18 protein-coding genes and 2 pseudogenes are annotated in these 19,174 nt (G+C 59.0%); 11 read left to right on the top strand and 9 right to left on the bottom strand.

Going from position 1 to position 19,174, the window contains the following annotated elements:
• The first annotated feature begins 6 nt into the window (after positions 1-6).
• From C7476_RS25440 to C7476_RS25425, 4 genes are all read left to right on the top strand, one after another.
• Positions 7-1,062, top strand: a complete 1,056-nt coding sequence (locus C7476_RS25440) for an alpha/beta hydrolase (RefSeq protein WP_114432723.1) — start codon at positions 7-9, stop codon at positions 1,060-1,062.
• Between the two features lie 78 nt (positions 1,063-1,140).
• Entirely contained in the window at positions 1,141-2,370 is a 1,230-nt protein-coding gene (locus C7476_RS25435; RefSeq protein ID WP_181872605.1) for an MFS transporter, read from the top strand.
• Between the two features lie 35 nt (positions 2,371-2,405).
• Complete coding sequence (locus C7476_RS25430; RefSeq protein ID WP_114432731.1) at positions 2,406-2,906, top strand: cyclophilin-like fold protein; 501 nt, start codon at positions 2,406-2,408, stop codon at positions 2,904-2,906.
• Between the two features lie 615 nt (positions 2,907-3,521).
• Positions 3,522-3,920 carry a hypothetical protein gene (locus tag C7476_RS25425; RefSeq protein ID WP_147274738.1) on the top strand — a complete coding sequence of 133 codons (399 nt, stop codon included), beginning with the start codon at positions 3,522-3,524 and terminating at the stop codon, positions 3,918-3,920.
• 269 nt (positions 3,921-4,189) lie between these two features.
• Here the strand turns inward: C7476_RS25425 and C7476_RS25420 are convergent, their stop codons facing one another.
• From C7476_RS25420 to C7476_RS25395, 6 genes are all read right to left on the bottom strand, one after another.
• The gene (locus C7476_RS25420; RefSeq protein ID WP_114432720.1) at positions 4,190-4,495 is read right to left on the bottom strand and encodes a hypothetical protein; all 306 of its coding nucleotides are present in this window, start codon (positions 4,493-4,495) and stop codon (positions 4,190-4,192) included.
• A 382-nt stretch (positions 4,496-4,877) separates the two neighbouring features.
• On the bottom strand, positions 4,878-5,726 hold the full coding sequence (locus C7476_RS25415) for a sugar phosphate isomerase/epimerase family protein (RefSeq protein WP_114432719.1): 849 nt from the start codon (positions 5,724-5,726) through the stop codon (positions 4,878-4,880).
• An 11-nt stretch (positions 5,727-5,737) separates the two neighbouring features.
• Entirely contained in the window at positions 5,738-6,724 is a 987-nt protein-coding gene (locus C7476_RS25410) for an ABC transporter permease (RefSeq protein ID WP_114432718.1), read from the bottom strand.
• Positions 6,724-7,752, bottom strand: coding sequence for an ABC transporter permease (locus C7476_RS25405; protein ID WP_114432717.1), 1,029 nt, complete (start codon positions 7,750-7,752; stop codon positions 6,724-6,726). Before C7476_RS25405 ends, C7476_RS25410 begins: the two co-directional genes overlap by 1 nt.
• Positions 7,745-9,259: a sugar ABC transporter ATP-binding protein gene (locus C7476_RS25400; protein ID WP_181872604.1), complete on the bottom strand. Its 1,515-nt coding sequence runs from the start codon at positions 9,257-9,259 to the stop codon at positions 7,745-7,747. Before C7476_RS25400 ends, C7476_RS25405 begins: the two co-directional genes overlap by 8 nt.
• 122 nt (positions 9,260-9,381) lie before the next feature.
• The gene (locus C7476_RS25395) at positions 9,382-10,365 is read right to left on the bottom strand and encodes an autoinducer 2 ABC transporter substrate-binding protein (protein WP_114432715.1); all 984 of its coding nucleotides are present in this window, start codon (positions 10,363-10,365) and stop codon (positions 9,382-9,384) included.
• Between the two features lie 240 nt (positions 10,366-10,605).
• Here C7476_RS25395 and C7476_RS25390 point away from each other — a divergent pair, with 240 nt between their 5' ends.
• The 3 genes and pseudogenes from C7476_RS25390 to C7476_RS25380 form a co-directional block, all read left to right on the top strand.
• Positions 10,606-11,664, top strand: coding sequence for a LacI family DNA-binding transcriptional regulator (locus tag C7476_RS25390; protein WP_114432714.1), 1,059 nt, complete (start codon positions 10,606-10,608; stop codon positions 11,662-11,664).
• A 28-nt stretch (positions 11,665-11,692) separates the two neighbouring features.
• A pseudogene (locus C7476_RS25385) lies at positions 11,693-11,934 on the top strand (electron transfer flavoprotein subunit beta/FixA family protein); the annotation flags it as partial.
• Between the two features lie 24 nt (positions 11,935-11,958).
• Positions 11,959-12,164, top strand: a pseudogene (locus tag C7476_RS25380) (electron transfer flavoprotein subunit alpha/FixB family protein); the annotation flags it as partial.
• Positions 12,165-12,211: 47 nt separating this feature from the next.
• Here the strand turns inward: C7476_RS25380 and C7476_RS28405 are convergent.
• The 3 genes from C7476_RS28405 to C7476_RS25370 form a co-directional block, all read right to left on the bottom strand.
• Positions 12,212-12,388: a hypothetical protein gene (locus tag C7476_RS28405; protein ID WP_181872608.1), complete on the bottom strand. Its 177-nt coding sequence runs from the start codon at positions 12,386-12,388 to the stop codon at positions 12,212-12,214.
• Positions 12,389-12,563: 175 nt separating this feature from the next.
• Entirely contained in the window at positions 12,564-12,773 is a 210-nt protein-coding gene (locus C7476_RS25375; protein WP_114432713.1) for a hypothetical protein, read from the bottom strand.
• A 127-nt stretch (positions 12,774-12,900) separates the two neighbouring features.
• Entirely contained in the window at positions 12,901-13,983 is a 1,083-nt protein-coding gene (locus C7476_RS25370; RefSeq protein ID WP_114432712.1) for a LacI family DNA-binding transcriptional regulator, read from the bottom strand.
• A gap of 198 nt (positions 13,984-14,181) precedes the next feature.
• On the opposite strand from C7476_RS25370, the gene C7476_RS25365 reads away from it, so the two are divergent.
• From C7476_RS25365 to C7476_RS25350, 4 genes are all read left to right on the top strand, one after another.
• Positions 14,182-15,027, top strand: coding sequence for an ABC transporter substrate-binding protein (locus tag C7476_RS25365; protein WP_245426574.1), 846 nt, complete (start codon positions 14,182-14,184; stop codon positions 15,025-15,027).
• 60 nt (positions 15,028-15,087) lie between these two features.
• On the top strand, positions 15,088-16,641 hold the full coding sequence (locus C7476_RS29190) for an amino acid ABC transporter permease/ATP-binding protein (RefSeq protein ID WP_114432711.1): 1,554 nt from the start codon (positions 15,088-15,090) through the stop codon (positions 16,639-16,641).
• Between the two features lie 55 nt (positions 16,642-16,696).
• A complete protein-coding gene (locus tag C7476_RS25355) occupies positions 16,697-17,821 on the top strand; it encodes an NAD(P)/FAD-dependent oxidoreductase (RefSeq protein ID WP_114432710.1) in 1,125 nt (374 codons plus the stop codon).
• Between the two features lie 225 nt (positions 17,822-18,046).
• Positions 18,047-19,069 (top strand): LacI family DNA-binding transcriptional regulator, encoded by a 1,023-nt coding sequence (locus tag C7476_RS25350; protein ID WP_114432709.1) that lies wholly within the window; start codon positions 18,047-18,049, stop codon positions 19,067-19,069.
• Positions 19,070-19,174 lie beyond the last annotated feature (105 nt).

Below are 19,174 nucleotides of genomic sequence, written 5' to 3'. Positions count from 1 at the left end.
ACGAACATGAAGGAATTGGCATTGGGGCTCGCACTTATGCTCGGATCAGTATCCGGCTTAGCGATCGGCGCTTCCCCCGCGCTCGCCCAGGACATGTCCAACGGCGCTGACAACTTTTACAGGAGCGACCGCGTGGTCGTCGAAAAGATCACCTTCGAGAATAAGTTCGGCATGAAGGTCGTCGGCAATCTGTTCACGCCCCAGGGCCTCGACAGGAGCGCCCAGACTCCGGCGATCGTCGTAGGCCACCCGATGGGCGCCACGAAGGAGCAGAGCGCCAACCTCTATGCGACCAAGCTGGCAGAGCAGGGCTTTGTTACGCTGTCGTTCGATCTCTCCTTCTGGGGCGAGAGCGAGGGCCAACCGCGCAATACCGTCGCTCCCGAAATCTATGCGGATGATTTCAGCGCAGCCGTCGACTTCCTGAGCACGCAGCCCTTCGTCAACAAGGACAATATCGGCGTGCTCGGCATTTGCGGGAGCGGCAGCTTCGCCCTCAGCGCAGCGCAGATCGATCCGCGCATGAAAGCGATCGCCACCGTCAGCATGTATGACATGGGTGCCGCCAATCGCGACGGCCTTCGGAAGGGCGTGTCGGTCGAACAGCGAAAGGAAATGCTGAAGGTCGCCGCACAGCAGCGCCTCGCAGAGTACCAGGGCGCCGAAATCAAACTGACCGGCGGCACGGTTGATGAACTGAAGGCAGACTCCAATGCGATCGAGCGTGAGTTCTACGATTTTTATCGCACGCCGCGCGGGGAGTTCACGCCGAAAGGACAGACGCCGCTCCAGACCACGCATCCGACCCTGAGCAGCAACGCCGCTTTCATGAACTTCTATCCGTTCGCCCAGATCAAGACGATCTCGCCGCGTCCGTTGCTGTTCATCGCCGGCGAGCAGGCTCACTCGATCGAGTTCAGCGAAAACGCCTACGAGCGTGCTTCTGAACCGAAGGAGCTCGTGATCATCCCGGGTGCCGGTCACGTCGATCTCTATGACCGTGTCAACCTGATCCCGTTCGACAAGCTGACCGCCTTCTTCCGGGGGAACCTGAGCTCCTAACGAACGTACAACCGGACGATACGCCTCGCGGGCCCTCCGCTTGCCTGGCGTGTTGTTCGACCAATGCAGAGGCATGAAATGACCCACGCAACCGCGGTAGCGACTACCGAAAGCGCCCCAGACTCGGCGTCATGGAGCGCTGTCCTCGCCCTTAGCTTGTGCGTTGCGACGCTCGTCGCTTCGGAATTCATGCCCGTCAGCTTGCTGACGCCAATCGCCTCCGACCTGTATCTGACCGAAGGTCAGGCGGGGCAGGCCATCGCGATCTCCGGTATATTCGCGGTCGCCACCAGCCTCTTCGTCGCGGCATTCACGTCGAAGCTTGACCGGCGACAATTGTTGTTGTGGCTCACAGCCTTGATGCTCATTTCGGGCGTCGTGACCGCGTTCGCGCCCAACTATGCGGTCCTGATGGCGGGGCGTGCCTTTGTCGGCGTCGTAATCGGCGGCTTCTGGTCGATGTCAGCGGCGACAGTCATGCGCCTCGTGCCGGCTGCAGAGGTGCCCCGTGGCCTCGCGATCCTCAACGGCGGCAATGCACTGGCAGCAACGATTGCTGCGCCGCTCGGCAGTTTCCTTGGACAGTATATCGGTTGGCGCGGCGCCTTCTTCAGCGTGGTGCCGCTCGCTGCGATCACCTTTGTGTGGCTCCTCGCAACGTTGCCGTCCATGCCCAGCCCGACCCGTGCGAACCCGCTGGCGGCGTTTCAAGTCCTACGCCGACCAGGCGTGCCGATCGGCATGGCGGCCGTCGCACTTTTCTTCATGGGCCAATTCGCGCTCTTCACCTACCTGCGGCCATTCCTGGAAACCGTGACGCTCGTCAATGTTTCCGGCTTATCGCTCCTGTTGTTGGCAACGGGCGTCTCCGGTTTGCTCGGAACCCTCCTTATCGGCTCTGTCCTGCGTACGCGCCTCTACCAAGCGTTGATCGCCATGCCTGCAATGATGGCGGCGCTCGCGGTTGGCCTGGTCGTATTCGGATCGTCGCTAGGTACCACTGCCGGGTTGCTGGCGCTTTGGGGCCTGATCGGCACCGCCGCCCCAGTCGGCTGGTGGAGCTGGTTGAGCGAAGCACTGCCGGACGATGCAGAAGCGGGAGGAGGCCTGATGGTGGCCGTCGTGCAAGTCGCCATCACAGCCGGCGCAGCCTCCGGCGGTCTGCTGTTCGACAATGGCGGTTATCAGATCGCATTCGGATTCGGCGCGATCGTGCTTTTCACCTGCGCTATCGCGGCTGTGGTGCTGGCGCGTCACGACAGATCACGCACGGCCACGCCAACGTCTTCAAGGAAGCATCTATCATGAGCAAAAGACAAAGCCAGTTTGGCGATGCAGCCACAATGTCAGTAAGCGAAACCTTGTCTGCGCCCGGTGCGCACGGTTTTTCTCCGCTCCGCCGCTCTATCCTTGGAGCGATACTGGTCACCGCCACCATGCCCTGGCTGGCGTTCGCCCAACAAAAAAACGATCCGGCAAGTCAGGAGCCAACCGACATGAAAATTCGAATGATGTTCAACGGTCAGAGCCTGACGGCAATGCTTTACGACAACCCGTCGGCGCGCGATTTCGCATCCATGCTACCCCTAGAACTGACCATCGAAAATTATGCCGGCAACGAGAAGATCGCTTATCTCCCCCGTAAGCTGACGGAGGACGCGAGTGGTCCATTCGGCAACGAGGCGCCAGGCGACCTCTGCTACTTCTCGCCGTGGGGCAATCTCGCGATGTTCTACGCCGGCTACAGCTATTCCGGTGGGCTGATCCGGCTCGGCCGCTTCGACGATTTCGAGCCGTTGCTTGTGCGCGGGACGTTTCCCTTGACCATCGAACGGATCGTCTGAACGCATTGTCTGGGCGAGAAGGATTGTACCAAATAGCGAAGATTCGAAACTGAGCTTCCTCCAAGTCGAGGCCGCGCGATGACCACGATACAGGTTGATGGGCGCTAAAACTTATAACAAAAGGTGGCGCAGGATGAGCTGCGGTGTCCGCTTATAGGGACGGACGGAGCCCCCATAAATGACCGATTTGCGGGCTCAGAGCGGACGCTGATGAATGTCCGCCAGTGGCCCAAAGCGGACCTTCATCCATATGGAAATGGCGGGCAGGTAATGCCACCCCTGTCAATGCGACGATGAGCCATCAATCGCTTGCAGATGGCTTTAGTCGTAACCGACTGCGATGGTTGAGTCAGAATTGGCAATTGAATTTCCGGCGAGTCCCGGCGGCTCCACGCGACATGTCCGCGACATAGCACTTTTGTCGCTCGTGAAACGCGAATACTTCACTCGCCCGCCCACTATTTTTGCGCCCAGGAAAAGACCCGCGAATGACATGAAGCGCATCACCAATGCGAAGCTCACGTGCCGCCTCTATTGTCAGGACACTGGAGCAGACGGCTGCAGAGAAAACATTTGATTGGAAATGCAGCCCTACGTCCGCAAGGAGCCTACACAATGATGCTGACTTTGCAGAAAGGCAATCCTCCCATATCATCTCGAAGCATGGGAGATTTAGCTATGAATGAACAATGGCTTGTGGATTCCGAGCGCTATAAGCGAGCCTTAAGAGAATGGCAGTCGTCGTCCGGGAACGAGGCCTTCGCCACCTACTTAATGTTGGCAGGGGCGCTGCTGTTTGTTGGAGGTTCGCTATTCGATGTGGCTATAGAGGATGGGCAGAGCCCGGTTGTCGTTGCGACGATAGGCGCGATGGTTGGTATCGGGAGCTCCGTATGGCGCTATACACTGAAAGGAACCTCCCACCGAACCTGGACTGACATGGAGACCATTCGCCAGCGCTTCGCATCGCGCGGCTACTATATCCAAGATAACGGGGATTTATCGCCCCTTTAGCGCAATATGTAGTGGAATTCACCACGCTCCCTTGGCCCGAGGAAACCCCGCTGTCATCGCATCCGGTGACGCACTATAAAAATAGCCAGACGGTCACGATAACGGCGATGGCCGCTAAAGGATACATAACGAAGTCGGTTGAAAGTATCACGACATCTTACGCCACCGTGGAGTTCAGGGAACGTTTGCGCCCAAGTTTCGGGGGCGAGTCAAGGTAAAGCGAATAGATGAAGTAATCCCGATGGTTGCGGTCTACGCCAGGGAACCGCTTATTTGTCATTTCGCGCAAGAATAGATTCTATTTCCACGATCCTATGTCTAATGGCATCGACCGCCTCTTGATTGCCAGTCGCATTCATGGCGAAAACATCGCTGCTTTCGATCACGGCTAGGTCATCTCGCAAATTCGACAGTTCTACGCGAAGTGCCGCCAAAGTCGGTTCGTCCCTAGCCATGCAGGTTATCACTTGCAAGCAGACGCGAAGGCACAAGGCGTGACGATGGCGCGTATCCATGATGCCGCTGCCGGCTTTCCCCGATGGAACTCCGGTGCATACCGCCTTGACCTTCACCATCTTCTCCACCGTCCTCTTGCCTCGGTATTGGCTTTAGGGCTTCTGCAAGGGCCGACCGTTGTGTTCAATCGCTATTTCAACGAACTCGGTTCAAACTCTCACCACGGGCCCCATCGCGTCGCCTCTATGTGGGCTTATTGCCCGAATGTTCTCGATCGGTGCTTCGAAAATCGCATAATGGCTCGTCCGGAACGGCTCTCAGACCACCCGTTTTCTGAGCTGCAGTTCGGCTTCGTTAAGGGGGCATTTGAAGTCCGATTTCGAAGCAGCCTGATGCCGTGTTGCCGGGTACAGGTCGAGGAACCTCGGGGGACGACGTCTTCGCAGTGGCAGACGGCCAACATGGGCGTCGATTTAAATGCGGAATATCCGGCAAACCGGATCAGATGAGACCGTATTGTTCCGCCTTATTGCGTAGGAAGGGCAGGCCCTTGTCCATGACCTCTTCCATATCGCGTGCAACGGGGCGCCAGACGGCCAGGCCATAGGCTACTTCGGGCGGCATGTTGATGAAACTTTCCATCGCAAGTCCGCCCTTAAAGCCGATCGCCGCGAGCGCGGCGTAGATCGCATCCCACGGAATGTTGCCATAGCCAGGCGTGCCGCGGTCGCTTTCGGAAAGATGGATGTACTTCAGGTAATCGCGGGCGATCAGGATGCCGTTTGCCGCCCCCTTTTCCTCGATATTCATGTGGTAGGTGTCGAGGTGAACGAAGATATTGTCGGCGCCGACACGCTCCACCATATCGACGGCCTGCTGCGCCGAGTTGATCAGGTGGTTCTCATAGCGGTTCACGGCCTCGACGCCGAGTTGGATGCCGTGCTTGTTTGCATGCTTTGCCGCCGCGTCGAGCACCTTGGCGATGTTGTCGTATTCGCCCTGCGTCGGTGGCACGCCGGTGCGCTCGCCAATGCCGCCAAAGATAACGCCGGACAGGGCCTCGGCGTTCATTTCTGCGGTCTTTTCGATCGCAACCTTCAAGTGCTCGATTGCGGCATCCGGGCGGATGGAGGCCCAGGCATGTTCTGGCAGTCCGAGCGAGCAGACCGCGCGCAGCTTGTGCTTCTCAAGCAGGTCGCGGGTGTGTTTGGCATCGACGGCGGGCGCATTGAGCAGCGCGATCTCAATGAAATCCATCTTGTAGTGCACGGCTCCGGCAATCGCCTTCTCGGCGCCTGCGCGATCCCAGTTCATGGTCCACATGCTGGTGTGAACGCCGAAACCTTCCATGGTCGTATCTCCTATTTCACGCTTCTGATGAACTTGGCCGAGAGCCATCGCAGCACCATCACGACGATGAGCAGGATGCCCCAGACGGCAGTGGTGAGATGCTGGTTGGCGCCCAGCAGGTTGAGCCCCGAAGAAAGGAGCTGCAGCACGATGAGCGCCACGAAGACGGGCAGGACGCGGCCGAAGCCGCCGAAGGGATTGATGCCGCCGAGGAAGCAGGCGAGCACGGTGATCAGCAGATAGGATTCGCCATGGCCGACGCGCACCGAATTGAAACGCGCAAGCATAATGATGCCGGCAACCGCAGCCATCACGCCGGACAGCATGTAGACCAGCACCAGGACCTTGCGGGTGTTGATGCCGGAATAGCGGGCAGACTCGATATTGGAGCCGATCATATAGGTGGAAAAGCCGAGCTTGGAGCGTGAGAGCAGGATGTGAGTGGCGATGACGCAGGCGATCAGGATCAGCAAAGGGACGGGGATGCCAAGGATGCTGCCGTGGCCGATTGGAGCGATGAAGGTGGGGAAGCCCGAGATATCGCCGCCGCGCGTCAGGAACTCGCCGAGGCCGCGCAGGAAGATCATCATCGATAGTGAAACGAGGATCGGATGGGCGCGCGTAAAGGCGATGACCAGGCCCATGACCAGGCCGCTTGCTGCGCCGACGGCGAGCGCCAGAGCCGTGCCGAGCAGGAATGCGCCCGGGCCGGCATCGATGCCGCCCTTGGCCTGCAGCGTCCAGGCAAGCGTCAGGCCGGCGATGTTGGCGGTAAAGGTGATCGCAAGGTTGAGGCCGCCGGTGAGGATCGGCATCAGCATGGCAAGCGCCAGAACGCCAAGCTCGGGAAGCTGAAAGGCAACCGATCCGAAGGTCGCGCCCGTCAGGAAATGTGGCGAGGCGAAACCGAAGACGATAAGCACCGCCACCAGCGCGGCGAGGGGACCGGCCATGTCGGCCCCGAAGATGGCGTTGAAGCGGGCGGCGAGCGCGTTCATCAGCTCTCTCCCCTGTCTGCAGGCTGGGCATCGGTCGATTTGCGGGTAGCGAACACCGGCACCAGATTGCCGATGCGGGCGCTCGACAGGGTGATCGCAACGAGGATGATTGCGCCGACGAACATCTTGAAGGCGAAGGGCGAAACGCCCATCAGGTTGAGGCCGTTCTGGGTGATCGAGACAAGCAGCACGCCCAGCACGCAACCGAGCACGGAGCCCTTGCCGCCGCCCAGCCGCGCCCCACCGAGCACCACCGCAGCCAGAACATCGAGCTCGCGGCCATAGAGCGCGTTCGGCACGACCTCCTGCGCATAATGCGCCTGCATGAGCCCGGCGATACCTGCCATCAATCCCAGCCATCCAAAAGCGATGAACTGCATGGCGCCGATATTGATACCGAAGCGGCGCGCCCCTTCCGGATTGTCACCGAAGGCATAGAGCTGCCGGCCGGTCGTCGTGCGGGTAATGAAGAGCCAAGTGGCGAACGTGCACACGGCCATGACGACAACCGGCAAGGTAATCTCAGCCCAGCTCCCGTCGGCCATTTCGCGCTCATAGATGATGACGCGGCTCGTCAGCCAGTCGGGCAGGTTGTAGATCGACACGCCCTTGGTGAAGAACATCAGCAGGCCGAAATAGACGTTGAAGGTCGCGATCGTCGCCACGATCGAGATGATGCGGAAGCGGTGGATCAGGAAGGCGTTGATCACGCCGAGCACGATGCCTAAGCAGGCCGCAATCAGGAGACCGGATACCCATCCACCGCCGCCGATCCGCTCGAGCGCAAGTGCGGTGACATATTGTACGATCGAGGCGGCGACGGCGAAGGAAATGTCGATCCCGCCGGCAATCAACACCACGAGCAGGCCGACGGCAAAGATGATGTTGACCGCGCTGATATTCAGCAGGTCGAAGGCATTGCCGAGCGTGAAGAAACGATCCGTCGCAAAACCCAGGACGATGCTCATCGCGATGATGACGGCAAACAGCACGACTTCGGTCGTGTGGGACAGGAACAGCTTACGCATAGACCGCCGCCTCCAGGTCCTTCAGTGTGGTGGCGCGCGGATCGTGCCAGCCGGCGATGCGTCCCTTTTCCATATGGATGATCCGGTCGGCGTTGAAATAGACCTCCGGCACCTCGTCCGAGATGAGGAGGATCGCAAGCCCTGTTTCGGCCAGACGGGCAACGATTTCGAAAATGCCGGCGCGCGCGCCGACATCCACGCCGACCGTGGGCGCATCGAGGATCAACACTTTTGGATCGGTGGCGAGCCATTTGGCGATTGCGACGCGTTGCTGGTTGCCGCCCGAAAGCGTCGAGATCGCATCGTCCTGCTTACCGATCCTGATGCCGAGATCGGCGATCCAGCGCGCGACCAGCGCGCGCTTTTTGTCCGGCGAGATGAGCCGGCCGCTGAGGATACGGTTAAGCGAGGCCATGACCAGATTGTCAGCGATGGATTGCGGCTGGTTGAGACCGAGCGAAAGGCGGTCTTCGGAGAGATAGGCGACGCCTGATGCGATCGCCTCGCGGTTGGAGGCAAAGCGCATCGCTCTGCCCTCCAGCACGATCGTGCCGGCGGCGGGCCGGCGCATGCCGAACAGCGTCAGCGCAAGCTCGGTGCGCCCGGAGCCGAGCAGGCCGGTTATCCCGAGCGTCTCCCCGCGGCGTAGATCGAAGGAAATATCCTCGAACTCGCCAGGCCGGGAAAGCTTGCTGACGGAGAGCAGGACGGGGTTCTGCGATACGTCGCGGGCGCGAACATTCTGGTCGAAGGTGCGCCCGGTCATCAGCTCGGTGATCTTAGACTGGGTCATGCCCTCCACCGGATAGACTCCGACCAGCGCGCCATCGCGCAGCACGGTGATGCGAGAGGAGATTTCCAGCACTTCCGCAAGGCGATGGCTGACGAAAACCACGGCAATGCCCGAGGCCGACAGCGCACGCACGATCGCCAGCAGATGGTCGGTCTCCGACTGGGTGAGGGAGGCGGTCGGCTCGTCCATGAAGACGATTCGGGCCTCTCCGACCAGCGCGCGGGCAATGGCGACGATCTGGCGCTGGGCGATGGCGAAGTCTTTGAGAGGTCTGTCGACGTCGAGGGTGACGCCAAGCCGGGCGAGCGCTTCCGCGGCTATTTCGCCGATCGCGGCATAGTTGACGAAGCGCGGGCGCGAACCGGAAAGGGTCTGGAAGGCGATGTTTTCCGCCACGCTCATTTCCGGGAAGAGCGCGAGGTCCTGCCAGATGATCTGGATGCCGCGGGACTGGGCCATGGCAGGCGTCATGTGAGATATCCTCTCACCGTCGAAAACGATCTCGGCGCCGTCTGCAGGCCGATAGACGCCGGAGATCACCTTGATCAACGTGCTCTTGCCGGATCCATTCTCGCCGGCCAGACAGTGTACTTCGCCGGGCAAGACTTCGAAGGAGACGTTTTTCAGCGCCTTGACACCACCGAATGTCATATTGATGCCGCGAAGCGAAAGAAGCGGCCGGGCCTTCACACCATCATTCGTTGCCGTGCTCATGCCGGTTGCCTGTCCAGTCGAATGCCATGAAATACAAATTGTCCGGCCATGGCCGGATACCGCTCTTTTTCCCGAACGCCGGGCCGGTCGCCATGGACCAGCCCGACACCCGGGGAGGGGCTTCAGAGGCCCATTGCGGCCAGGCCGTCGACCGTATCCTTGTTGATCGGCAGCAGCTGATCGACGATGATGTCGTTGCCGACCGGCTTGATCACGCCGAGTCCGGGGATGTCATCACCTTCCTTGACGCTCTCACCCTTGATCAGGCGATCGGCGAGCGTGACGAAAACTTCGCCGGCCTGCTTCGGATTCCACATGAAGCCGCCCGATATCGCGTCGGACTTGATCAGCTTCTGGCCCTGGCCAGGCGAGAACGGGCCGAGCACGAAGATTTTGCCCGTCTTGCGGCGTTCTTCGACAGCGCGCCCGGCGCCGATCGGGCCCTGACTGCCGAACGCGAGGAAGCCTTTCAGACCCGGATGGGCAGCGATGAGGTCGAGCGCCGTCGAGCGGCTCTTGTCGACATCTTCCGCGACGCCATAACGATCGCCGACGAGTTTCATGTCCGGATAATTCGCCTTGATATAGGCGATTGCGGCGTCCGCCCAGGCATTGTGCAGCGGGACGGTCAGCGAGCCGACGAAGACCGCATATTCGCCCTTGCCGCCCATCTTTTCGGCGAGCAGCTTGCCATGCGCCTCGCCAAAACCGGTCGACGATGCAAGTTCGAAATTCCAGTCGGCGCCCTTTTGCGAGGGCGATTCATGCGTAAGGACCTTGATGCCGGCGGCTTGCGCCTTGGTCAGTACAGGCTCGAGCACCTTGGCATCGTTCGGAACCACCCCGATGACCTTGACGCCCTGGGCGATCAGATCTTCGATGGCGCGCACCTGCAGCGCCGGGTCGGCGCTGGTCGGGCCGACCATGAAGGCATCGACGCCTAATTTCTTGCCCTGCTCCTTGATGCCGGCTTCCATCGCGTTGAACCAAGGGATGCCGCCGATCTTGACGACAACGCCGACTTTCGGTGTGTCCTGCGCAAACGCGACCACCGCCCCGGCAAGCGACAGCGATACGGCAAATGCCGCTACGATAAGGCTCCTCATCCTCACTCCTCCTCAAAAATCGCTCATGCAAACGACGACCACCGGCCGGTTTGCGGCAGGTTGTTCCTGGTTGCTTCTTGGCGAGGCAATACCCTTGCTCCCATCCCGCCTCCTCGAACCATCATTGCACAATCGATCTTTCTTTTTTGCACAATCGATGGTGCAATAACTATCGATCAAGGTAGGGCTTTCGTCAAGAGGGGTTTGTTTCTCAAGGAAGCGACAAGGGAAATGCGAGATATGACCGGCATCGGCAAGAAGAAGGCGACGATCTACGATCTGTCGATCCTATCGGGTGCGTCGCCTTCCACCGTGAGCGCCGTTCTAAACGGAAGCTGGCGGAAGCGGCGTATCAAGGAGGCGACGGCGCAACTCATTCAGAAGCTGGCGAACGAACATGGCTATACGACAAACCTGCAGGCCCGCGGCCTGCGTTCGTCCCGGTCCGGCCTCGTCGGTCTTCTGCTTCCGGTGCACGACAACCGCTATTTTTCCTCCATGGCGCAGTCTTTCGAAGCGCAGGTCAGAAGCCGCGGCCAATGTCCGCTCGTCGTCAGCGCCTGCCGCGATCCGGAGGAGGAGCGCCAGGTGGTAGAGACGCTGATCTCCTATTCGATCGACGAGCTTTTCATTGCCGGCGCGACCGATCCGGATGGCGTGCACAAGGTTTGCGAAAAGGCGGGGCTGAAGCACGTCAACATCGATCTGCCTGGCACGCTGGCGCCGTCAATCATCAGCGACAATTATGAAGGCGCGCGCATGCTGACACAGGCGATTGTCGAACGCGCGCTAGAGGATGGCCCACTTTCACCTGACGATCTGTACCTGTTCGGCGGCCGCAACGACCATGCCAGCCATGAGCGAATTCGCGGTTTCCGCGACGTAAAGCGCGCATCGCTGGGCGCGGATCCCGACGTCTGCATCCAGCCCACCGGCTATTCCCCCGCCATGACGGCCCGCGCTTTCGAAGCCTTCTACGAAGGCCACGGAAAGCTGCCGCGCGCATTCTTCGTCAATTCCTCGATTAACCTCGAAGGGCTGATGCGCTTTCTCGCCGTGCATCCGCACGAGACTTTCGCCGATATCATCGTCGGCTGCTATGACTACGATCCCTTCGGCTCTTTCCTGCCTTTCCCCGTCTTCATGATCCGGCAGGACAGCGAAGCGATGATCACCAAGGGGTTTGCGATCCTCGATGCGGACCGCCGCCCGCCAATCACGCATCTGGTACGGCCGACCATCGTGCCCCCACGCACGGCGCTGATTGGCCCGCTGGATGCGCTGAAGGATATCGAGTAATGCGTCCTCCTCGTTGGAGGGGCTGGGGGTGCCGGCCGTGGTCACCACCGACCCGCGCCTCAACGAGCCGCGCTAGCCTCGCTGCCGAACATCATGAGGGCGAAGAAGAAGCCGATCGACAAGAAGGCCCCGGCCGATTTCGGCCTCGACACCAGCGCGCCCCTCAAGGTGCGGAAGACCGAAGAGCCGGGTGGCCGCAAGGCCGGTATCAAGATCAAGACATTCGCCGAGCTGGTCGACAAACTCACACACGAAGCGGGCGTCCTCTAAGAGATCGCGACAGGAAATACGACCATGACCATTCTTCTTCTCGCCGATCACGACAATGCGACGCTCTCCGACCCAACCGCCAAGGCGCTGACGGCTGCTTCCAAGATTGCCAGCGGCCGGAAGCGACATCCATGTGCTGGTGGCCGGCAAGGCTGCCCAGGGTGCTGCTCGCAGCCCGGATCGTCTCGCTCGCCGGTTCCTACGACACGATCATCTCGGCTGCCAGCTCGACCGTGGACTATCGTCCCAGGAATTCACTTATTGAGTTCGGGTTTCTTCAGGCTTTGCCTGATGACCTTACACGCCGTCGCATATAGCCGCCTTCGGCCTTGCGAAGGATTTCGGAGATTGACTCGGATTGGGTGCCTTCGCGAATCATCTGAGCCTTGATTTGCTTTAAGAGCTTCGGCGAAGCCATACGATTGATAGCGGTTTTTAAATTAAGTCCTTCCATGTTTTGCCACTCCTAAAGAATAACAATCCGCGCCCGCGGGCGTTTCGCGGGGTAGCATTTTGGGTTGTCTGGCAGCTTCGGTTCAGGGTGACCGGTTACCTGCACAGTGTGTTGGTGCAAGTCCTCATCCATGTGGACACGATAACGAAGTGGGGTGAACGTGAATAGGTTACTACTATAAAGAAGAATTCTGCTTGATGGCTTCCCGCCACTGCGTTGCTACCGCCTCCGGCTCTTCGTTCACCAGGATGCAGAAGTGACTAGGACTTTGCGGCCCTAAAGTGTGAATCGTTGTGTGTTGCGCATCAGGATATTTCTGGACCGCTACAATCATATGCGGGTTAACGTAAACAGGCTGCCCTTCGGCGGACATGAACTTGAGCATTTCCCCGGTCTCCTGATTTCTGCGTCTCAGTAGTAAGCACTCAAGAATAACAATTAGGTTAAGCAGCGATCAATCACGTCCGAGTTTGAACGGACGCCCTCACTCCCTCGCAGGTCCCCAATATTTATTAGATTTTACATTGCATTGCTGGCGGGGCAACGGATCCACGCTCGATGATGGAAGTCGGAACGATGATCCGCTCAGGCGGTCTGGCTTCACCCTTAAGCCTCCGAATAAGAAGCTCTGCCACCGTCTGGCCAAGAACATAGGCAGGCTGGTCGATAACAGTAATAGGGGGGCTGGTAACGGTTGTCCAATCCGCATCGTGAAATGTTATGAGCGACAGGTCTTCAGGAATGCGCAGGCCTCGCTGCCGGACGACCTTGAAGATCTCGAGAGCAATGACGCTATCCGATGCGATGATAGCCGTCGGGGGGCTCGGGCGAGACAACAGGTTGGTGGTGATCTCGGCCGTCGCCTGCGGCGTGGTCGCCCCCAGCATAACCAGCCGGTCCTGTGGTGGAACGCCGGCTATGTTACAGGCATTCATGAAGCCCTCTATGCGTTCGCGAACGGAAGAGGTGTAGATCTGCCCCAAATCCGTGTATTCATGCCCTGCGAAATCGACAGCGGTGATATAGGCAATCCTTCGATGGCCGCACGCAGTCAAGATTTCTGTGGCGCGCTGGGCCGCGTTGCGATCGTCCACGGTTACGGTGTCGACGTCGAAATCGGGAAGCGCACGGTCGAGGAGCGCAAGCGGCCGGCCCGAGCGATGGATGTCGCGCAGGTGTGAAATGTCACGGGACTCCGACGGGGTTACGATGAGGCCGTCGACGCGCTTGCCGATCAATACCCGGACGGCGGCTTTCTCCATCTCGATCTGCTCGCTGGAATTTGCCAGAATGACGTTGAAACCCGCAGAACGGGCCGTGTCGCTGATCCCACGTACGGCATAGCCGAAAAAAGAATTCTCGATGTCGCCGACCACAACGCCAATGATACCGGATCTTCCTGTCGTCATGCTCCGGGCGAGTTCATTGGGGCGATAATCCAGCTGCCTGGCGGCTGCCAATACATCGCCTCTTATCTTCTCGCTGACGACCCCATAATTTCCCAATACTCGAGCGGCCGTAGCCTTCGAGACACCTGCCTCTCGCGCCACATCGGCGACTGTGACCGAGTGGATCCTGGGGTTCGAACTATTCATCTGCTGACGACTACTAGAGTTGTTGACGGGAGGTCAATGTGAATATATCAATTATCATTGAGACCGGTCTCACGCAATAAGAGACCGGTCTCCAAGTACAATGTTCGCTTTGAGAAATGTTGGAAGTTCCGGACGGTCACAGCCGGGATTTCCCGCAGTCTCAGACAAGAAGTGCAAAACGTCAGAGGAGAACAACAGATGACAAGCATTCACGGAACCAAAATGTTCGCACGGGCGGCCAGGCGGGTCGCAGTTGCATTGAGTTTGATACTGGCCGGCTTTTTCTCCGTCGCGCAAACGCAGGCCGCCGGTGACAACCCCTACGGCCTGATCGACCCGAAGGTGATCAGCGTTGGCACCATGGGCGACGCCAAACCATACACATTCACCACCGCGGAGGGCGAGTTTACCGGTTTCGACATCGAATTCTTTCTTAATGTCGCGAGCCGTCTCGGCTTTCAGAAGGACCAGGTGATCTTCACCGGCCAGGAGTTTTCTGCCTTGATGCCATCTGTCGCCAACCAGCGGTTCGACGTGGCCGTGGCCGCGATCGGAACCACGGACGCGCGGAAGAAGACAGTGGATTTTTCCGATGGCTATCTCGCCGGCTACCTATCTGTCCTGACCTCGGATAAGGCGATGGTTTCTCCCGAAGGTCTGCAAGGCAAGCGCCTAGGCGTCGTGCAGGGGACGCTTCAGGAAACCTATGCGGAAAAAAACTTCACGGGCACGGACCTGGTCAAGTTCCCGGACAACAATTCCGCGGTTTCGGCCCTGAACAATGGAACGGTTGACGCCCACTTCCTCGACTACGAGGCCGCCAAGCAATACAGCGAACGTTACCCCGACCTTAAAATCGCGGCGAATATTCCCTCGTTCGATGCACCGGCGGGATTTGTCTTGCGCAAGGGCAACGATGCATTCCGCGAGGCGCTCAATACGGCACTGCATGCTGCCATGGAGGACGGCACCTGGAAGACGCTCTACGAGAAATGGTTTCCAGGCTCGCCCATGCCGGATCAATACCTTCCGAAGAAGCAATAATACCTGACGCAGGCTGCAGCCCGCCCGCTTGCGGGCTGACCTAACGACAAGGGGGACAGCATGGACTGGATGGAAAACCTGCGTCGCAGCTTCCTCGATTGGGAGGCTATGGCAGCGGTCCTGCCGACAATGATCACGGTCGGGTTGAAGAACACGTTGATCCTCGCCGCCGCATCGACGGTACTCGGCGTCATCATCGGGATGATTCTTGCCGTCATGGGCATCTCTCAATCGCTCTGGCTGAGGATGCCGGCCCGCATCTACACTGATATCTTCCGCGGTCTGCCGGCCATTGTGACAATCCTGCTCATAGGCCAGGGTTTTGCTCGCATTGGAAGAGAGTTCTTCGGCCCGTCTCCCTATCCGCTGGGCATTCTGGCGCTCAGCCTGATCGCCGGTGCCTATATCGGCGAGATATTCCGCGCGGGAATTCAAAGCGTCGAGCGCGGCCAGATGGAAGCATGCCGCGCCTTGAGCATGAGCTATGGGCAAGGCATGCGCCTCATCGTCATTCCGCAAGGGGTCCGGCGCGTACTGCCGGCGCTTGTCAATCAGTTCATCGGCAATGTGAAAGACTCCAGCCTTGTCTACTTCCTTGGATTGCTGGCGGCGGAGCGTGAGATTTTCCGTGTCGGGCAGGACCAGGCGGTTGTCACGGGTAACCTGTCGCCGCTGTTGCTTGCCGGGGTGTTCTATCTGATCATCACTGTTCCGCTTACCCACCTCGTCAACTTTATCGACAACAGTCTAAGGACAGGGAAACAAACGTCCGGTGAACTCACCAGCGGTCTCGTCGAAGTCGGTGAACTGGAGGACGCCGTCGGCCGCCAGACACCCGTTGGCGCCGAACCTGACAGGGCCAGGATCGATCCGGCAAAACCACGGTTCACCGGCGGCAGCCTCGCCATCAGCGAACTCGACATGGCCTATGGCGACCTCAACGTTCTCAAAAAGGTGAGCCTTGAGGTAAAGGCCGGTTCGGTAACCTGCGTTATCGGACCCTCGGGCTCTGGCAAGTCAACGCTGCTGCGCTGCCTGAACCGGCTCGTCGAACCGAAGGCCGGAAATATTCTCCTCGACGGAACGACAATCCTGACGATGAAGCCTGAAACGCTTCGCCGGCGGGTTGGCATGGTCTTCCAGCATTTCAACTTGTTTCCGGACCATACGGCGTTGGAAAACGTCATGCTCGCACTCGTCAGGATCAAGCACCTGCCCAAGCGTGAGGCAAGGCGGATCGCTGAAGCCAGCCTCGCCGATGTCGGACTAGCGTCACGCAAGGATCACCGGCCGGGAAGGCTCTCCGGCGGCCAGCAACAACGTGTGGCGATTGCACGTGCATTGGCGATGGAGCCGGAGGTTATCCTCTTCGACGAGGTGACAAGCGCACTCGATCCGGAACTGGTCAAGGGCGTACTGGATCTCATGGCTGATCTTGGCCGGCGCGGCATGACAATGGTGGTCGTCACCCACGAAATGGGTTTTGCCCGCAAGGTCGCCGACCAGGTCATCTTCATGGATGAAGGCCGCGTAGTCGAAACAGGCTCACCATCCGAAATCTTCGACAATCCAAAAAGTCCCCGCCTGAAGCGGTTCCTGGCTGAAGTGCTGTAACAACCAGTACTGCGGGAATAGGCATAAACCAGCTCAACAATATGAAAGTAACGTCATGAATCTATCCGCTCCCGTAGTCTCGAAAGTCGTCGTGATCGGCGGCGGCATCTTCGGCGCATCTGCTGCCTTGCATCTGGTACGCCAGGGTGTACGGACCGTCCTCGTCAATGATGGACCGCTTGCGCGGGGCGCATCGGGACGCTCGCTCGCCTGGCTTAACTCCGCGCGCCAGCGTTCGGCGGCGTACCACTACCTGCGCCTCGCCGGGATCGATCGCTATCGCAGCCAGGCAGCGGCGCATCCGGACGCCGCCTGGCTGCGTTTCGATGGCGGACTGACGTGGGATGCCGACGACTCCGAGAACGGAATTGCCGACGTTTTTGTCCATGAGCGATCGATAGGCTATGACGCCCGCCTGCTGTCTGCCGCCGAGATAGCGTCGGTTACGCCCGGTGTAGACGCGCGGTCTGTCCCAGCCCAAGGAGCCATTTTCAACCCGGGTGAAGGATGGGTAGATCTTCCCTCGCTCATTGCCGTTCTGATAAGCGAATTTCAGACACTTGGCGGCGAGGTGATAACAGATGGAGGCCGCGCCAGGCTGTTGACGCCTGGCGGACGGGCCAGAGCGGCCATGCTGGAAGATGGCAGAGAGATAGGCGCGGACACAGTGTTGCTTGCAACCGGGCCGGCAGTTCCTTCCATGGCCATGGAGATCGGCAAGCCAATTCCCGATGCGACGCCGATTGCGCTCCTCGTGCGTACAGAGCCGATTGATCATCCTCTACGCGCAGTTTTGAACACGCCGCGCGTCGCCATCCGGCCATTACCCTCGGGCGGCTTCGCCCTTGATTCCGCCTGGTCCGAGGAAGAGGTCGTGACGCTCCCGGATGGCACCTATCACGTGGACCAATCAACGATGCTGGGACTTCTCGATGCGGCCTCGAACGTTCTGGCGGGCAATCCAAAACTTGCGGTTGCGAGCTACGGTATTGGCCCCAAGCCGATTCCAGGGGACGGCGAGCCCGTATTCGGTCCTGTGCAGGAGGTGGAGGGCTGTTACGTCGCCTTCAGCCATAGTGGTGCAACCCTGGGGTTAATTGCCGGAGAACTTATGGCGGGTGAAATTGCGACTGGGCAAGCAAACCCTCTTTTGGAGCCTTTCAGACCAACGCGGTTCTGAACGTACACCCACCCGTAACGCAGAGTAATGCAAAGAAGCGATGGCGTTATACTTCATCGCGGTATGGAGACATTTCAAAAAGTGAGATTTCCGACGTTCTTGTAAGCGGGAACATCGTTTCACCTTCGTAGCCGAATTCCTACGGCGCCCGCCCTATGCTAACCGGCAGCCCAGGGATACAAGGAGCGAGAGTGGTGGAATGGATTTGCTTTCGAGAAGGGTGAAATGGCTCAGAAACCGGCGACATTGAAGGATGTGGCGGCTTACGCAAACGTCTCGCGTGCAACGGCTGCTCGCGCTCTCAACAGCTATGGTTACGTTGGCGACGAAACAGCTCGAAAAGTTCATGAAGCTGCGGAAAAGCTCGGCTACAGGGGCAACCGCCTAGCACAAGCCCTGCGCAATGGTCAGTTGCCGATTATTGGCTGCATTCTCGGTGACATACAGAATCCGTTCTTCGCCCGGATCGCGCATGATATCGAGGTGCTGGCGCGGAAGTATCGGTACAATCTCATCATCGGCAGCAGTGAAGAAGATCTGGAACAAGAGGTTTCGTTGCTGGCAAGCCTCCAATCTCTCAGTATTCGAGGGTTCATCGTCGCGCCGACGTCTGATGAGAACACCTTCCATCTAGAGCGCCTGATAGAGGAAAATGTGCCGTTGGTCCTGATCGACCGTGTCGTGAAGGGTATCGAATGCGACAGTGTTGTGGTCGACAACGAGGGCGGTGCACGCAAGGCCATAGAATATCTGATCGCGATGGGCCATCGCCGCATCGGCCTTTTGCAGGATGACACGCGCATCTTCACGTCACGCGAGCGCTTGAGCGGTTATCAAAGTGCGCTCATGGCTGGTGGCATTACTCCCGATGACGCGATGATTTCCGTGTCTCAATCAACCGTGGAACACGCGATCGATGCAACAATTCGTTTGTTCAGTCAGAAAACTCCACCCACGGCTCTCTTCACCGTCGACAGCTTGATGACGCAAGGAGCTCTGCTGGCCTTTCGCGCTATGGGCATTTCAATCCCGCACGACGTCTCGCTCGTCGGCTTCGATGACTTCAATCTGGCGACGTTTACCGATCCTCAAATTACAGTTGTAGCGCAGCCTGTATCGGAAATCGGGCTTGCGGCAGCGCGGCTCCTGTTCGAAAAACTTTCGGGACAAAGCAGCCCGCCCCAACAAATTCGCTTTGAAACCAAGCTCTTGATCCGAGGCTCAGTGAGCCGCAGGCCCGAAGGTTAAGTCGTACCGACCCCACTCGAAAAAATCAAAAAACCTGCTTGTCAGCAGCGAAATCTTGTGCGTTTAATGCATGTGAGATCGATCTCACATGGTCTTAACGAACAT

This window comes from Phyllobacterium bourgognense (assembly GCF_003337575.1).
GTDB lineage: Bacteria > Pseudomonadota > Alphaproteobacteria > Rhizobiales > Rhizobiaceae > Phyllobacterium > Phyllobacterium bourgognense.
This window is presented reverse-complemented; position numbering and strand designations above follow the sequence as displayed.

Bases quoted from the DNA above. Each gene is read 5' to 3' on its own strand.
- C7476_RS25435 (WP_181872605.1), top strand. From the start codon at position 1,141: ATGACCCACGCAACCGCGGTAGCGACTACCGAAAGCGCCCCAGACTCG.
- C7476_RS25390 (WP_114432714.1), top strand. From the start codon at position 10,606: ATGACCGGCATCGGCAAGAAGAAGGCGACGATCTACGATCTGTCGATC.
- C7476_RS25425 (WP_147274738.1), top strand. From the start codon at position 3,522: ATGATGCTGACTTTGCAGAAAGGCAATCCTCCCATATCATCTCGAAGC.
- C7476_RS25365 (WP_245426574.1), top strand. From the start codon at position 14,182: ATGACAAGCATTCACGGAACCAAAATGTTCGCACGGGCGGCCAGGCGG.
- C7476_RS25375 (WP_114432713.1), bottom strand. From the start codon at position 12,773: ATGCTCAAGTTCATGTCCGCCGAAGGGCAGCCTGTTTACGTTAACCCG.
- C7476_RS25415 (WP_114432719.1), bottom strand. From the start codon at position 5,726: ATGGAAGGTTTCGGCGTTCACACCAGCATGTGGACCATGAACTGGGAT.
- C7476_RS25405 (WP_114432717.1), bottom strand. From the start codon at position 7,752: ATGCGTAAGCTGTTCCTGTCCCACACGACCGAAGTCGTGCTGTTTGCC.
- C7476_RS25420 (WP_114432720.1), bottom strand. From the start codon at position 4,495: ATGGTGAAGGTCAAGGCGGTATGCACCGGAGTTCCATCGGGGAAAGCC.
- C7476_RS25410 (WP_114432718.1), bottom strand. From the start codon at position 6,724: ATGAACGCGCTCGCCGCCCGCTTCAACGCCATCTTCGGGGCCGACATG.
- C7476_RS25400 (WP_181872604.1), bottom strand. From the start codon at position 9,259: ATGAGCACGGCAACGAATGATGGTGTGAAGGCCCGGCCGCTTCTTTCG.
- C7476_RS25370 (WP_114432712.1), bottom strand. From the start codon at position 13,983: ATGAATAGTTCGAACCCCAGGATCCACTCGGTCACAGTCGCCGATGTG.
- C7476_RS25440 (WP_114432723.1), top strand. From the start codon at position 7: ATGAAGGAATTGGCATTGGGGCTCGCACTTATGCTCGGATCAGTATCC.
- C7476_RS25395 (WP_114432715.1), bottom strand. From the start codon at position 10,365: ATGAGGAGCCTTATCGTAGCGGCATTTGCCGTATCGCTGTCGCTTGCC.
- C7476_RS28405 (WP_181872608.1), bottom strand. From the start codon at position 12,388: ATGGAAGGACTTAATTTAAAAACCGCTATCAATCGTATGGCTTCGCCG.
- C7476_RS29190 (WP_114432711.1), top strand. From the start codon at position 15,088: ATGGACTGGATGGAAAACCTGCGTCGCAGCTTCCTCGATTGGGAGGCT.
- C7476_RS25355 (WP_114432710.1), top strand. From the start codon at position 16,697: ATGAATCTATCCGCTCCCGTAGTCTCGAAAGTCGTCGTGATCGGCGGC.
- C7476_RS25350 (WP_114432709.1), top strand. From the start codon at position 18,047: ATGGCTCAGAAACCGGCGACATTGAAGGATGTGGCGGCTTACGCAAAC.
- C7476_RS25430 (WP_114432731.1), top strand. From the start codon at position 2,406: ATGTCAGTAAGCGAAACCTTGTCTGCGCCCGGTGCGCACGGTTTTTCT.